The 12,897-nt window shown below is 49.7% G+C and carries 13 protein-coding genes and 1 tRNA gene; 1 reads left to right on the forward strand and 13 read right to left on the reverse strand.

Annotated features, from left to right (window positions below; translation table 11 throughout):
• Window positions 1-527: 527 nt before the first annotated feature.
• The 5 genes from BD749_RS17990 to rpmH form a co-directional block, all read right to left on the reverse strand.
• Entirely contained in the window at window positions 528-1,040 is a 513-nt protein-coding gene (locus tag BD749_RS17990) for a DUF2480 family protein (RefSeq protein ID WP_101447107.1), read from the reverse strand.
• Between the two features lie 9 nt (window positions 1,041-1,049).
• Window positions 1,050-1,748 carry a tRNA (adenosine(37)-N6)-threonylcarbamoyltransferase complex dimerization subunit type 1 TsaB gene (gene tsaB, locus BD749_RS17995; RefSeq protein WP_101447109.1) on the reverse strand — a complete coding sequence of 233 codons (699 nt, stop codon included), beginning with the start codon at window positions 1,746-1,748 and terminating at the stop codon, window positions 1,050-1,052.
• Window positions 1,749-1,854: 106 nt separating this feature from the next.
• On the reverse strand, window positions 1,855-3,504 hold the full coding sequence (locus tag BD749_RS18000) for a S41 family peptidase (RefSeq protein ID WP_101447111.1): 1,650 nt from the start codon (window positions 3,502-3,504) through the stop codon (window positions 1,855-1,857).
• Window positions 3,505-3,532: 28 nt separating this feature from the next.
• Complete coding sequence (rnpA, locus tag BD749_RS18005) at window positions 3,533-3,937, reverse strand: ribonuclease P protein component (RefSeq protein ID WP_180336457.1); 405 nt, start codon at window positions 3,935-3,937, stop codon at window positions 3,533-3,535.
• 41 nt (window positions 3,938-3,978) lie between these two features.
• The gene (gene rpmH, locus BD749_RS18010; protein WP_007659000.1) at window positions 3,979-4,137 is read right to left on the reverse strand and encodes a 50S ribosomal protein L34; all 159 of its coding nucleotides are present in this window, start codon (window positions 4,135-4,137) and stop codon (window positions 3,979-3,981) included.
• Window positions 4,138-4,278: 141 nt separating this feature from the next.
• On the opposite strand from rpmH, the gene BD749_RS18015 reads away from it, so the two are divergent.
• Window positions 4,279-6,090 (forward strand): M61 family metallopeptidase, encoded by a 1,812-nt coding sequence (locus BD749_RS18015; protein WP_245869427.1) that lies wholly within the window; start codon window positions 4,279-4,281, stop codon window positions 6,088-6,090.
• Here the strand turns inward: BD749_RS18015 and BD749_RS18020 are convergent.
• From BD749_RS18020 to BD749_RS18055, 8 genes are all read right to left on the reverse strand, one after another.
• Complete coding sequence (locus tag BD749_RS18020; RefSeq protein ID WP_101447115.1) at window positions 6,087-7,325, reverse strand: NAD(P)/FAD-dependent oxidoreductase; 1,239 nt, start codon at window positions 7,323-7,325, stop codon at window positions 6,087-6,089. The genes BD749_RS18015 and BD749_RS18020 overlap by 4 nt on opposite strands.
• A 203-nt stretch (window positions 7,326-7,528) precedes the next feature.
• Window positions 7,529-7,729: a hypothetical protein gene (locus tag BD749_RS18025; RefSeq protein WP_101447117.1), complete on the reverse strand. Its 201-nt coding sequence runs from the start codon at window positions 7,727-7,729 to the stop codon at window positions 7,529-7,531.
• 157 nt (window positions 7,730-7,886) lie between these two features.
• Window positions 7,887-8,810 (reverse strand): PfkB family carbohydrate kinase, encoded by a 924-nt coding sequence (locus tag BD749_RS18030; RefSeq protein WP_101447119.1) that lies wholly within the window; start codon window positions 8,808-8,810, stop codon window positions 7,887-7,889.
• Between the two features lie 164 nt (window positions 8,811-8,974).
• A tRNA-His gene (locus BD749_RS18035) sits at window positions 8,975-9,050 on the reverse strand.
• A gap of 132 nt (window positions 9,051-9,182) precedes the next feature.
• Window positions 9,183-9,551: a DUF6980 family protein gene (locus BD749_RS18040; protein WP_101447121.1), complete on the reverse strand. Its 369-nt coding sequence runs from the start codon at window positions 9,549-9,551 to the stop codon at window positions 9,183-9,185.
• 59 nt (window positions 9,552-9,610) lie between these two features.
• Window positions 9,611-10,081 (reverse strand): DinB family protein, encoded by a 471-nt coding sequence (locus BD749_RS18045; protein ID WP_218972562.1) that lies wholly within the window; start codon window positions 10,079-10,081, stop codon window positions 9,611-9,613.
• Window positions 10,082-10,110: 29 nt separating this feature from the next.
• The gene (locus tag BD749_RS18050; RefSeq protein WP_101447123.1) at window positions 10,111-11,445 is read right to left on the reverse strand and encodes a dihydroorotase; all 1,335 of its coding nucleotides are present in this window, start codon (window positions 11,443-11,445) and stop codon (window positions 10,111-10,113) included.
• A gap of 103 nt (window positions 11,446-11,548) precedes the next feature.
• Entirely contained in the window at window positions 11,549-12,781 is a 1,233-nt protein-coding gene (locus BD749_RS18055) for a serpin family protein (RefSeq protein WP_180336458.1), read from the reverse strand.
• Window positions 12,782-12,897: the final 116 nt, after the last annotated feature.

Here is a 12,897-nt window from a genome sequence, read left to right on the forward strand (position 1 = left end):
GCCGCCCTGCCGGCTAGCCTTGTCCCTCTCCCCCGAACCGTATGTCCGGGTTGGGAGTGCAAAGGTCGCAAAAGTTTTCTTCTCCGCAAGGGGTAACCGACAACTTTCAGCTTCCCCGCCCCCGGGTTCCGCCTAACTGCCTGACCGGCACGCCGAATAGTTTTTAAATTTCTTGCGGGTTTTGTCGCCTCTTAGCGATACAAGCCTTTACTGCCTGCATTGCTAAGAGGCTGTTTGTTTTCAGAGCTTTTGATACTCTAAAGATTCAGGCTGTTTAATTGGCAACTTTCATAAGGAGATTGTCTGTACAATCTGTGGAGATTCCCTATGATACACGCTCCAGTTTCCCGTGCGCTAGAGTGTAACAGCCAATTTGCCTCTCTTAGTTCCAAGTGTTTTCACTTTTTAAAAATTTCTTTTCTGCCCTATGCCCATTTCTTCTGCTGATAGCTTATTAAACTCCTATAACCATTATAATACAAAAGGCCCTCTCTTTCGAAAGGGCCTTGTTTTATATTTATGCCAGCCTATTCTGCTTTTGGTCTTTTGTATAATGGGACCGTACTACATGGCTCACCATACATCAGGCTACTTACTACCGGAAGTAGCTTTCTCATGATTTCTACATAAGCATACGTTGGCACAGGTATGCTGCCACATCCTTTGATGACAACTTTACCGTCACGGTATTCTTCTGGATCTATTTTGGCTATGGCCTCCTGCATCAGCGCTTGTTCTAATGCATCTAAGTCTCCAAACACATAGTAGTTCGCATGAGCCTGTAGCTTTGTTGCGAGCAGCATGTAGGCCCAGGTTGGCACAATAGCATCTACTGAACAAGTAATGGCCACGTTCTTTCCTGCATACATCGACCAATCGTGCTCTTTAACAAAGGCCCTGAAATCTTTCTCGCGCAGGATCAATCCCTGGAACAAGTTCTCTTTTATATCATACACAACGCGCTCACCTGGATGGAGCAGTTCCTCCAGGTTTAGCGTTACGAGTGCACTCTGTGCAACTTTGTTTATTATATCCGACATTGCTATGGCTTATTTTATGTTATTCTTACTAGGGCTTGTTATATAAACATCCTTTAAATAGAAGGGTTCATAATATGCCACGTCTTCAAAGGCTTGTTGCTCGTACTTTGCTACTGCCAATTGGCCAATTGGTTTGGCAGATGGTTGTATGCTGTCCAGAAACAAAGCGTACGGATTTCCCTCTTGTAGCTTTTTGAACTTCGCAGACCCATTCCCAAAAAAGATGATGGACTGACTGGCTAGTTGCGCTTGCAGGCTTTGTTCGTCCAGCACGATTGGCGCTACCGGCAGTACCTCTTCCAGATTGGAGTTGAGCAAGCAGGTATACACCTCCATTCGGCGGGCATCGATCATGGGGCAGAACAGGTAGTCCTGTGCATTCGGTATACTGTCTATTGCCTGCTTAGCCAACCCGTATAAAGTAGACACCTCCAACAGTGGAATATCCAGCGCATAGCAAAGTCCTTTGGCTGTGGAGCTACCAATGCGCAAACCGGTATATGAGCCCGGTCCTCCTGAAACTGCTACTGCACTTAGGTCATGCAAGTTATAGCCACAGTTTTCGACAAGCTGGGAAATCATCACCGTGATATGGGACGAGTGGGACTTTTCGATCTGCAGCTCAGATGCCCCCAGCAAGTCCGCTCCTTTATATAAGGCAACAGAACATACGGTAGATGAGGTTTCGAGTGCGAGCAGTAGTGGCATGCTTAGTACTAATAATGAATGATAAGACAAAAGTACGCTTGAAAGTGCAAGAAACAAAAAGGGTGACGCCAGACCGACATCACCCTTTTGTATATAACCTGAGTATTTACTTTACCTTAAGATAAGAAGCATACTCTTGCTGATTGTCGAGAACACGCTTTGCCATCAGGATATCCGGGTCGTCGTCAAACGAAGATTCAATGTAGCCTTTCTGCAGATAGTAACGGGAAGCGATCTCAGCCTCCAGCATTTCCTGGATCTCGGTGCGGAAGCGCATCAGGTCGTTTGACTTGTTATGCGACACTTTCTTCTTGATGGCATCCAGCTCCAATTTGATGTCCTCAAGGTGTTTTCCACTTTTTGCCTGCTCTGTCAGCTCTTCCAGTTCACGCTCTACCTTAGTCGTATAATTTACGTCTTTGTTATCCAGGAAAGCGACAAACTTCTGGTAGTCGGCATCGGTTAACTTAAACTGTTTGGCTGAAGGTATGCTGGGGTTCTCGGCTCTGTACTTGTTGGCGTACTCAAAGAAGTAACCTTTTGAGGCGATTGTCCTGGCAATTTCAGAATAAGTTTTGCGGGTTACCTCCACATCCGGACTCACGCCACCGCCATCGTATACAATACGTCCACCGGCAGTTTTATGGGCCACTTTAAGTGAGTCCGGAATTTTACCGGCGCTGCCATCTTCGTTGCGGTGTTTGTAATCGATGGCCTGGATGCTGCGGCCGCTCGGGATGTAATATTTAGCTGTTGTTACCTTCAGTTGCGAATTATACGAGAGCGGACGCGTTGCCTGCACCAGGCCTTTTCCGAAAGTACGCTCCCCTACCAGCACGGCACGGTCATAGTCTTGCATCACACCAGCCACAATCTCTGAAGCCGAAGCACTGCGTGAGCTGGTCAGAATCACCATCGGAATGGTCTTGTCCAGTGGCTCGTCTAATGCTTTGTAGGTTTTGTTCCACTCCTTTACCTTACCTTTGGTGCTAACGATATCCCGGCCTTTGTCCACAAACAGGTTGGAGATGTTCACCGCTTCGTGCAGCAAGCCACCCGGATTGTCGCGCAAATCGAAAATGATCTTTTTAGCTCCCTGTTCTTTCAGTTTCTGAACGGCGGTTCGCACCTCCTTGGAAGCATCCACTGTAAAACCTGATAACTGGAAATAACCAACCTCGTTATCGATCATACCATAGTAAGGCACATTGTCTACCATGATGTTGGCGCGGGTAAGCTCTACTGTTCTGGGCTTCGTTTGGCCGTAGCTTTTCACTTCGAGTTTTACAACAGAGTTGGCTTGTCCCTTGAGCAGTTTGCTAACTTCTGAAGTGGTCTTGCTGGAAACGTTTACCCCATCGATCTTCAGAATTTCGTCGCCAATGACCAGGCCCGCCTTATGGGCAGGAGAATTTTCATAGGGCATTTGCACCACAATCTTGTTGTCGCGGCTGCCAATGAGTGCACCAATACCACCGTACTGGCCGGTCGTCATGGTGCGAAAATCTTCAATATCGTCTTCGGGGATGTAGTTAGTATAGGGGTCGAGCGACTTGAGCATCGCGTCTATACCTGTGCGCACCAGTTTGGAGGGCGGCACTTCGTCTACATAATAGGTGTTTACTTCTTTGAAAAGCGTGGCAAAAACGTCGAGGTTCTTGGCAATTTCGAAATAACGCTCGGACTCCGTCTTAAAAGAGAAGAGGGTCAGCGCTAAGCTGCCGGCGAGGATGCCAGCTATCCATTTCTTATACATAGAATTCCAGGTTTAGGGCGGGGTAAGACTATCTAGTCAAACAACGTTCCAAACCGGAAATTAGTTTTTTTTGGATTGTATCAAAGGATTTTTTTTCCTTGCCGATATAAATAATGGCAAGAAGGCCGGGAGCCTTCCCCTGATGTTGGGTAAGTAGGTGCTTGTTGAGGCGGTAAGCCTCACGTATCTGGCGCTTCAGGCGATTCCGGTCGACGGCGCGCTTAAAATGACGCTTCGATACGGAGATGACCAGCTTTGTGCTTTCGGAAAGAGGTGCTTCGGGCGAGTGGTATACAAACCGGAGCGGATACAAATTAAAAGAAGAACCCTTGCTAAACAGCAGCGAGATGAGGCGCTTACTGCACAAGCGTTCTTCTTTCGAATATGTATAGGAAATCGGCTGCTCTGCTGCTTGGTCTTTAGCTGGATCCATACGCATGACGGCTCCGGGCTGAGCAAAGCACAACCAGATTACTAAGCTTTGTGTCTTCTTTCGTCAGAAACAGTCAGTTTCTTTCTGCCTTTAGCTCTTCTGCTAGCTAGCACTCTTCTACCGTTAGCGGTCTCCATTCTAGATCTGAAACCGTGCTTATTTCTTCTTTTTCTCTGCGAAGGCTGGAATGTTCTTTTCATCGTCTGCCAATGGTTTTATTATGGCCTGCAAAATTAGGGAAGCTTTTCTAAAATAGCAATGCCACCTCCCATATTATTTCTAAAATTACAGAAAAAAGGCACAGCGCACCGTTTCAGGCTAATTTGTTGCGCTGCTATACCTTGGCTCGAGCGGCAACAAAGGCCTTTGTGCCGGAGTTAAATACAGATTATCTTAATTTTACAACCGACGCTATACCTGCAAACGCCATGATCCGACACCACCTCTCATATGCCAATCCGCTCACGCACGCTCTGGATATTACCCTTACCATACCTGACAACGAACAGCAAACGCTATACCTGCAGCTGCCCGCCTGGCGACCAGGCCGCTACGAACTCCAGCATTTCGCTCAGAAGTTGGGCGGTGTTACGGCCACGTCCAACGGCACGGCTATACCTGTGCGCAAAGTCACCAAAGACCGCTGGCTGGTAGAGGCAGGCAGTGCAGAGAACATAGAGGTAAGGTATAGCTTCTACGCCCGGCAGATGGACGGCGGCGGCTCCTGGCTAGATGAGGAGCAGCTATACCTGAACGGTATCAATTGCCTGATGGCCGTAGAAGGACGCGAGCACGAATCGCAGCAGCTGCAACTGGCTATACCTGCCGACTGGCAAATTGCCTGCGGCTTGCCGGAAACAGAACCCCATTCCCTACTGGCAAAGGACTACGACCAGCTGGTGGACAGTCCGCTTATTGCCAGCAACTCACTCAAAAAAGAAACCTACACCGTGGCCGGCATTCCTTTCCACATCTGGATACAGGGCGACTGCCGGCCGGGCTGGGAGCAGATTAAAAAAGACTTTGAGGCCTTCACAAAGGAGCAATTGGAGGTGTTCGGCGATTTCCCGGTGGCAGATTATCACTACCTCAACCAGATCCTCCCCTACCGCACTTACCATGGCGTAGAGCATGTTAACTCCACCGTGATCACGCTGGGTCCGGGCGAGTTGTTGATGACCCCGCCACTGTACAAGGAATTCCTGGGCGTGAGTTCGCACGAGCTCTTCCATGCCTGGAACGTGAAACAGATACGCCCTAAAGAGATGCTACCATATGATTTCACGGGCGAGAACTACTTCCGGACGGGCTATGTGGCAGAGGGCATCACCACCTATTACGGCGACTACATGCTGGCCCGCTCCGGTGTGTTTACAGCAGCGCAGTATTTCGAAGAACTCAACACCACACTGCAGCGCTACTTCACCAATCACAGCAGAAACAACATGTCTGTGGCCGACTCTTCTTTCGACCTCTGGCTCGATGGCTACAAGCCCGGCATACCGGACCGCAAAGTGTCCATTTACATCAAAGGCGCTTTAACTGCCTTGCTATTAGACCTGCAACTGCGCCGTGCCACAGGCAACCACCAAAACCTGGACACGGTGATGCAGCATCTTTGGAAGGAATTTGGAAAACGCGGGATTGGGTATACCGAAGTAGATTACAAACAACTGGTGCTGCGGGCCGGAGGCGAGACATTTGAGACTTATTTTGAGCGCTACATAGAAGGTACAGCTCCTATTGGGGGCGCATTGGATGAAGCGCTTGGCTTTGTCGGCTGCACCCTGAACTCTGAGAAAAGCGCGTTGCTGTATGAAAGTGTTTTTGGGTTTAAGGTGATTGCTGATGCGCAATCAACCAAAGTGACGGCCATTGCGCCCAACTCTCCTGCGAGCGAAGCCCTCAGCACGGATGACGAATTGATTGCCCTTAACGGACGCAAGATCGAGCAGAACCTGCAGGCTCTCCTTGCCGACATGGACCTAGCCCAAGGTATAGCGCTCACTCTTTTCAGGAATAAGCAGTTGCGGCGCGTTGAATTGCGACCAAGGCAGCAGACATACTACACCAGGTATAGCATTTCTAAAAAACCGGACGCCACAGACGCCGAGAAGCAAAATTTCAGGTTGTGGCTGAAGCAGGACTTTTAGTTGAACAGCAGCTTGAGATAAAACGATGGCTGCTTGAGGCGCTCGCGCAAGTCGAGGTCGGTGAACATGCAGGAAATAGTCTCGGCGAGGGCTTTGTTTTTGGAAGCTTTGCTGGCTACCTGGTTGAAAAGCCAGGGGTAGTCTAACAGGCGCTGCATGCGGCGGCTAAGCTTTAGCTCCTTCCAGAGCCGGTTGTACACGGCTTTGTCGTAGCCTTGCATGAAGTCGGCGGAAAAGTTCTGCTGCTGCAGGCACAGCCCGGCTTGCGCAGCTGCCCAACGGCCGCTGATCATGGCATTGCTGATGCCCTCGCCGGTAAAAGGATCGATGAGGGAAGCCGCATCGCCCACCAGCATGTAGTTATCGCCTGAAATCACCCGCTTCTTCGAGCCGAGCGGAAGGCCATACCCTTTGATGTCGCCCACCAGCTCGGCATTGGCAAAGCGCTCTTTGAATTCCGGGTGTGTTTCAATGATGCGAAGCATCTCCTTTTTAAGGTTCACCTTTTTCTGGCTCACCGTCTCGCTCAGCATCCCTACCCCTACATTGGCATAGCCATCGGGCAAGGGGAAGATCCAGAAATAGCCCGGCAGAAAATCTTTGAGAAAGTGCAGCTCGATGAAATTATCCTGATCCAGTCCTGCCACATTTCTGTAATAGGCCCTGAGGCCGGCACAGTAGTGCTCGGGCTCCTGTTTTATACCTGCGTGGTGCCGCGCAAAAGCCGAATGCGCTCCATTGGCCGCAATCAGCAAGCGGGTGTTGAAAAGCTGTTCGCCACTTTTGTCTGAAAGCGAAAAACCCTGCGCCGTCCTTTCAACAGTGGCAATGTCTATACCTTCGAGCAAGGAAATTTCCGGGCGCTTTTTCACTTCCTCAATCAGAAAGTTATCAAAATCAATGCGCTTGGAAATATAACCGGAAGGTACATCCCGCTCAGGATCATACTCATACCTGAAGGGCACGCTCAGTTTGTGGCCGGCCGGCGAGATAAAATGGATCCCCCATGAAGGCAGTTGCTCCTGTTGCTCTCCTAACAAAGCAGGCAAATTCGGCGAAATGCGCTTCAGCTCGTTTACCACCTTGCCGCTCAGGGCATCACCGCACACTTTGTCGCGCGGGAAAACAGCCTTGTCGATGAGCACACAGGGTATACCCTGGTTAGCCAGGTGCAGGGCTGCGGTGGCGCCGCCGGGTCCGGCGCCCAGGATGCAAATGTCGTGGTGTTGGAGCATAGGTATGATTGGGTAGCGGGAGCTAAAATAGAAAGCAAACCCGAGCCAATCGCTATACCTGTCCGAAAAAGCACATAAAAAAAGGAAAGCCCGTGGGCCTTCCTCTCCTTTTCCATAGTCTTATTTTGTATTCCTGGCGCACTTACTTGTTGTAAGGGGTGCTTTCGCTGCCTGCCGCCAGGTCAGGTTTAGTCGCGTTATAATTACTTCTTGTCGTACGGTGTGTTGTTTCCACCCTTCGCCAGGTTACGGTTTGGGTTCTGCACTTTTGTATCGCTTTCGTTCAATGCGTTTCGGTTCGGGCTCTTGTCGATGTTACCCATCGGCTTGTTTGTGTCCTCTCCTTTCGGGTTGTTTTTCTTCAACTCGTCCAGCGTCTTTTTATTTTCGTTTTTTAAGCTCATTTCAGTCAGTGTTTAGGTAATCGTATACCTTCCTTGTACCCCATGAACCCCCACTTTGTTACATTTCGGTGCAAATCAAGCGACCAGCTATACCTGCTCCAAAACAAAAAAGGGCAGCTTTCGCTGCCCTTTTCTACTATTTATAAGTTGCTTATACCTAAGATAATACCGTATCGAAAGCCACCAGGTTTACGAACTGCTGCACACGCTGGTCTATCTCCTGCTGGCCCAGGTTCTTCAATCTTTCAGTACCAAACTTCTCTACGCAGAAAGAAGCCATAGCCGAACCGTGAATAATGGCACGTTTCATACCATCAAAGCTGATATCGCCGGTTTTGGCGATGTAGCCGATAAAGCCGCCTGCGAAAGTATCGCCGGCTCCGGTTGGGTCAAATACTTCTTCCAGTGGAAGGGCCGGAGCAAAGAATACCTTGTCCTCGTGGAACAACAGGGCGCCGTGCTCGCCTTTCTTGATGATCAGGAATTTCGGACCCATCGCCATGATCTTGCGGGCAGCTTTCACCAGCGAGTACTCGCCGCTCAGTTGACGCGCCTCTTCGTCGTTGATCGACAGCACGTCTACCATCCCAATCGTTTTCTGCAGTTCGTCCATGGCAATGTCCATCCAGAAGTTCATCGTGTCCATCACGATCAGCTTCGGGCGGTTGTTCAGGCGCTCGAGCACCGTGCGCTGCACCTGTGGCGCCAGGTTACCCAGCATCAGGTACTCACAGTTCTGGTAGCTTTCCGGGATGATCGGATCGAAATCGCCCAGCACGTTCAGCTCGGTTACAAGCGTCTCGCGGCTGTTCATGTCGTTGAAGTAGCGGCCAGACCAGAAGAAAGACTTCTCGTTCTCCTTTACCTGCACGCCCTCGGTGCTGATGTTGCGCTGGTGCATCAGGTTGATGTGGTCCTGATCGAAATCGCCACCCACTACCGATACCACATTCACGGGCTTCACGAAGTAAGAAGCCGACAGCGAAATATAAGTGGCGGCACCGCCTACGATCTTATCTGTTTTTCCGAAGGGCGTCTCGAGTGCGTCAAACGCCATTGAACCTACTACTACTAAGCTCATATCTTTTTAATTGTTGATTGTTAACTTAATTGTTGATTGCTAAATTGTTTAAGCGTTAAAGTGTTGTTACACGAATGTGTTTATTACCAACAACCTAACAGCTAAACCATTTAGCAATGCAATATAAATGAAAAAAGCCCTTGAAGGTTTGCTTCAAGGGCTTCGGGTGGAAGATGGGTCTCGAACCCACGACCCCCAGAATCACAATCTGGTGCTCTAACCAACTGAGCTACAACCACCGTGTCTCGTTTGAGAATGCAAATATACGTGCCGTTTTCTTATTTACAATACGCAGAACGCATTTTTTTAGATAAAAATCGTATCTCGCTGTGTGTTTTACACTTACAATTTCACCCGCTTCAGGTATAGCGCCTACCTCCCCAGCTTTGTGCCACACCACGGGCAGTAGTTGATTACGACCATGGTAGCGCTGCCATTGTGCACCGGTATACCAAACAGCCCTTCGTCCCACCGGTTAATCACCACTTCCGGATCGTCATACCTGATTTCGCCGTCTTCATCCAGGCTCTCGTATACCTTATCCGCCATCATCAGGCAGCAGTAGCTTTTGTAGTCAAAGCCTCGGCTTTTTAGCTTATCAGTAATGGCCCAGTTGTAGCAGGCTTCGTTTTCGTGTATGGCTTCTTCGTAGGCTTCATACTCCTCCGATTGCAGCACCTCCTCCGACAGCTCCTTGCCGAAAAAGCGGGCATGCAGTTCTTTGAATTTCTCTAACTCCATATCTTCTGGTCTATACCTGCCGAACAGTTAACTTCTCCTACTCTCCATTTCTTAGCCACCTAACGCATGATATCGGTATCAATCGGAACATAGCCCAGGTGCCTGCTTAGCGATAGGATCTGGCCTTTGTGGTGATACTCGTGTGTAATGACGTGCGTGAACAGTTTGAGCGGGTTTGCTTTGGCATTTCTATCATTGATAGTCACCTCCAGGTTGGTGAGGTAGTTTCGGCCAAAACTCACTACAAATTCCTCTACCAGTTTGTCTAACTCCTGAAACAGGAGCCGGGCGTCTTTGACATTCTGAACAGCTTCGTAGGGCGTAAAGATCATCTCTTTTCGCAAAGCCTGCTCGCCCAGCCAGAGCTCATAGGTATTGGCAATGTGCACCAGCAGGTTTCGGATGCTTCCTCTCCCGAACGAGCTGTTTTCCTGGCAAAAGTCCGCTGCTGCTATGGTTTCGCAATACTGCAGGAGCACCTCCCGCGATCCTCTTACCCAACCATATTGCAGCGACATAATGCTTTCCATACCTGGCCCTTTCCGGTTATACCTTATACCTATCTGTCAAACAACAGGCGCTCCCCTTTCTTGCTCTCATCAAACTCTCCTTTGGCAAAGGCCAGGTGGCCTGACACCAGGGTATGGGTGATGGTGCTGCTGAAGGTATGGCCCTCGAAAGGCGACCAGTTGCATTTATAATAAGTATTGTCTTTAGTAACGGTATACGGTTTGTTCAAGTCCACCAGCACGAGGTCAGCCCAGTAGCCTTCGCGGATGTAGCCGCGCTCACGCACATTGAAGAGGATAGCCGGCGCATGGGCCATTTTCTCTACTACTTTCTCTATCGTCAGCTTACCCTGCTTCACAAACTCCAGCATCATCTGCACCGAGTGCTGCACCAGCGGCACTCCGCTTGGCGCCTGCTTATACTTGCCCTGCTTCTCTTCCCAGGTATGCGGGGCATGGTCGGTGGCGATCACGTCAAGCTTGTCTTCGAGCAGCCCCTGCAACAAGCCCTCTTTGTGGCGGTGCTCTTTTATGGCCGGGTTACACTTGATCTGGGCTCCCAGGGTGCCATAGTCTTCTTTGTCAAACCACAGGTGGTGCACGCATACCTCAGCCGTAATGCGCTTCTCAGCCAGCGGAATATCGTTTCGGAAAAGCTTCAACTCCTCTTCCGTGGAAATGTGCAGGATGTGCAGTCGGGTGTTGTGCTTCTCGGCCAGCTTCACAGCCAGGTACGACGATTTAAAACAAGCCGCTTCGTTGCGTATTTCGGGATGGCACTTAATCGGAATATCCTCCCCGTACTTCTCTTCATAGATGGCCATGTTGTCGCGGATGGTCTGCTCGTCTTCGCAGTGCACGGCAATCGGCAGCTTGGCTTTGGAGAAGATCTGCTCCAGCGTTTCGGCATTGTCCACGAGCATGTTCCCCGTGGAAGAGCCCATGAAAATCTTGATGCCGCAAACCGTGTTGGGGTTGGTGAGCAGCACCTCGGCCAGGTTATCGTTGGTGGCGCCCATGTAAAAAGAGTAGTTTGCCAGCGAGGTTTCGGCTGCGATCTTGTACTTATCCTCCAGCAATTCCTGCGTCACGGCGTTGGGCACCGTGTTGGGCATCTCCATAAAAGAAGTGGTTCCGCCCGCCACAGCTGCTCTCGCCTCTGTTTCGATATTGGCCTTGTGCGTCAGTCCCGGCTCGCGGAAGTGTACCTGGTCATCGATGGCGCCAGGGATCAGGTGCAGGCCGGTGGCATCAATGGTCTCGTCGGCTTCGGCGGCTATACCTTGACCGATCTGGGCAATGCGGCCGTCTTTTACCAATACATCGGCAGTGGTGGTGGTGCCCTCATTTACAAGCTGTGCGTTCTTTATCAGAATAGATTTCATGCTGCTAAGGTATGTGCTCAACAAAGTTAACACACATTAGCGGAGTTTTACGCACAAATGCGCCTGTTTGCTATACCTGAAAAAGCAAAAGCTATACCTGCCCCTATTCAGGCTGCATCAGTTTGCCGATGAAGAGGATGGCGCCTGAGGATTTCTCGCGGATCATAAACACGAAAGGACGATCGATGCGGAAAGCTGTTGGCATGGACGTAAGCTCTACACCGACAGAGGTAACGGCTGCGGCCTCTGTACCCTCCTCGTTTACTTCCACAAAGGTTTTGTGCTTCACCTTAGAAATTGCCAGGTTGCTTTGCCCCTCCAGCATGCGGCTGAAATTCGCACTGCCCGTAAAAGCTATACCCATACCCAGTTTGGACAGCATGGCATTTAGCTCCTCTTCATACTCCAGTTTAAATTTAGGCATCTGCAGCTCCTTGGTAAGCTTATTGCCTGCTGCAAGCCACTTTGCCAGGTTTTCAGGATTCAGCTGCGGCATAATGCTTTGCACGGTGTTCTCCCCGCTCGGCATTACGATTGTCATGCTATACTGTTCGTTCCCGTAAGGCAGGTCTACCATATTCACGACGTTATCACTGTATACCAGGTATTCGCCTTTTTTCATGGACATAAAATCGTGCGTAACGCTGCTGCCGTTCTCGAGATAAAACAGACCAGGCTTTGTGAGATTTTTATCGAAAGGGTAGGTCCAGGTGCCTTTAAAATAGATCGCATTGATCAGAAACAGCACTTCGTCACGGCCTATCTCATCCAGTATCTTGTCGATTTTGCCATTAGTGTTGTTGTTCACCCAATTGTTGATTTGCCCAATGGATGCTGGAGAAGCAAAGTCAAGCCCCTGCACAGTGGCGTTGAAATAGTCTTTATTAATTTGGATGAACGGAGCCTGCAGTCGCACCAAGTTGCTGTGCCAAAGGGAATTGGCCGATGTGAAGATCACCTTCTTGTCTATACCCTGCAGCAAGGCGACCAGGTCTTTGTAGGATTTATTAATGTCTTCATCAGAGGCAGCCTCAAAACCAAGCGTCTGCCCAATGGCCTGCTTCGTTTCACCATCGGCACCATTGTAGGCCATGGTGAGGGCCATGCTGATGCTGAGCGGCGAGATAAAAATATTCTCTGTCTCCTCGGCTTTGCTAAGCTCCGCAAAAGAGCGGAAAGCAAAATTGTTGGAGCTGTTTACAGTCTTCTGCTCCTGCACCGTCAACGGACGGGTATTCGGTGTATTGGGTCCATCCTCTACCATCTCTTTCTGGCAACCGGAAAACAAACTCATCGCCACAAGGGCTATACCTGACAGGAACATATTCTTACGCATGGGGAAAATCGGGTTATGGTCTATACTTGAAAGACCCTGATGGTAGGGAAAGGGTTGCATGGGATCAATCATGATACAGCTTGTTAAACCACTTCTATCCTCTTAAAAAGTACTTT

This window comes from Pontibacter ramchanderi, from assembly GCF_002846395.1.
GTDB lineage: Bacteria > Bacteroidota > Bacteroidia > Cytophagales > Hymenobacteraceae > Pontibacter > Pontibacter ramchanderi.

What these genes read in the sequence shown, in the direction of transcription:
- BD749_RS18040 (WP_101447121.1), bottom strand. Translation starts at nt 9,551, where the DNA reads ATGGAGTTAGAGAAATTCAAAGAACTGCATGCCCGCTTTTTCGGCAAG.
- rnpA (WP_180336457.1), bottom strand. Translation starts at nt 3,937, where the DNA reads ATGGATCCAGCTAAAGACCAAGCAGCAGAGCAGCCGATTTCCTATACA.
- BD749_RS18000 (WP_101447111.1), bottom strand. Translation starts at nt 3,504, where the DNA reads ATGTATAAGAAATGGATAGCTGGCATCCTCGCCGGCAGCTTAGCGCTG.
- BD749_RS18030 (WP_101447119.1), bottom strand. Translation starts at nt 8,810, where the DNA reads ATGAGCTTAGTAGTAGTAGGTTCAATGGCGTTTGACGCACTCGAGACG.
- BD749_RS17990 (WP_101447107.1), bottom strand. Translation starts at nt 1,040, where the DNA reads ATGTCGGATATAATAAACAAAGTTGCACAGAGTGCACTCGTAACGCTA.
- BD749_RS18025 (WP_101447117.1), bottom strand. Translation starts at nt 7,729, where the DNA reads ATGAGCTTAAAAAACGAAAATAAAAAGACGCTGGACGAGTTGAAGAAA.
- BD749_RS18055 (WP_180336458.1), bottom strand. Translation starts at nt 12,781, where the DNA reads ATGCGTAAGAATATGTTCCTGTCAGGTATAGCCCTTGTGGCGATGAGT.
- rpmH (WP_007659000.1), bottom strand. Translation starts at nt 4,137, where the DNA reads ATGAAAAGAACATTCCAGCCTTCGCAGAGAAAAAGAAGAAATAAGCAC.
- BD749_RS18050 (WP_101447123.1), bottom strand. Translation starts at nt 11,445, where the DNA reads ATGAAATCTATTCTGATAAAGAACGCACAGCTTGTAAATGAGGGCACC.
- BD749_RS18020 (WP_101447115.1), bottom strand. Translation starts at nt 7,325, where the DNA reads ATGCTCCAACACCACGACATTTGCATCCTGGGCGCCGGACCCGGCGGC.
- BD749_RS18045 (WP_218972562.1), bottom strand. Translation starts at nt 10,081, where the DNA reads ATGGAAAGCATTATGTCGCTGCAATATGGTTGGGTAAGAGGATCGCGG.
- tsaB (WP_101447109.1), bottom strand. Translation starts at nt 1,748, where the DNA reads ATGCCACTACTGCTCGCACTCGAAACCTCATCTACCGTATGTTCTGTT.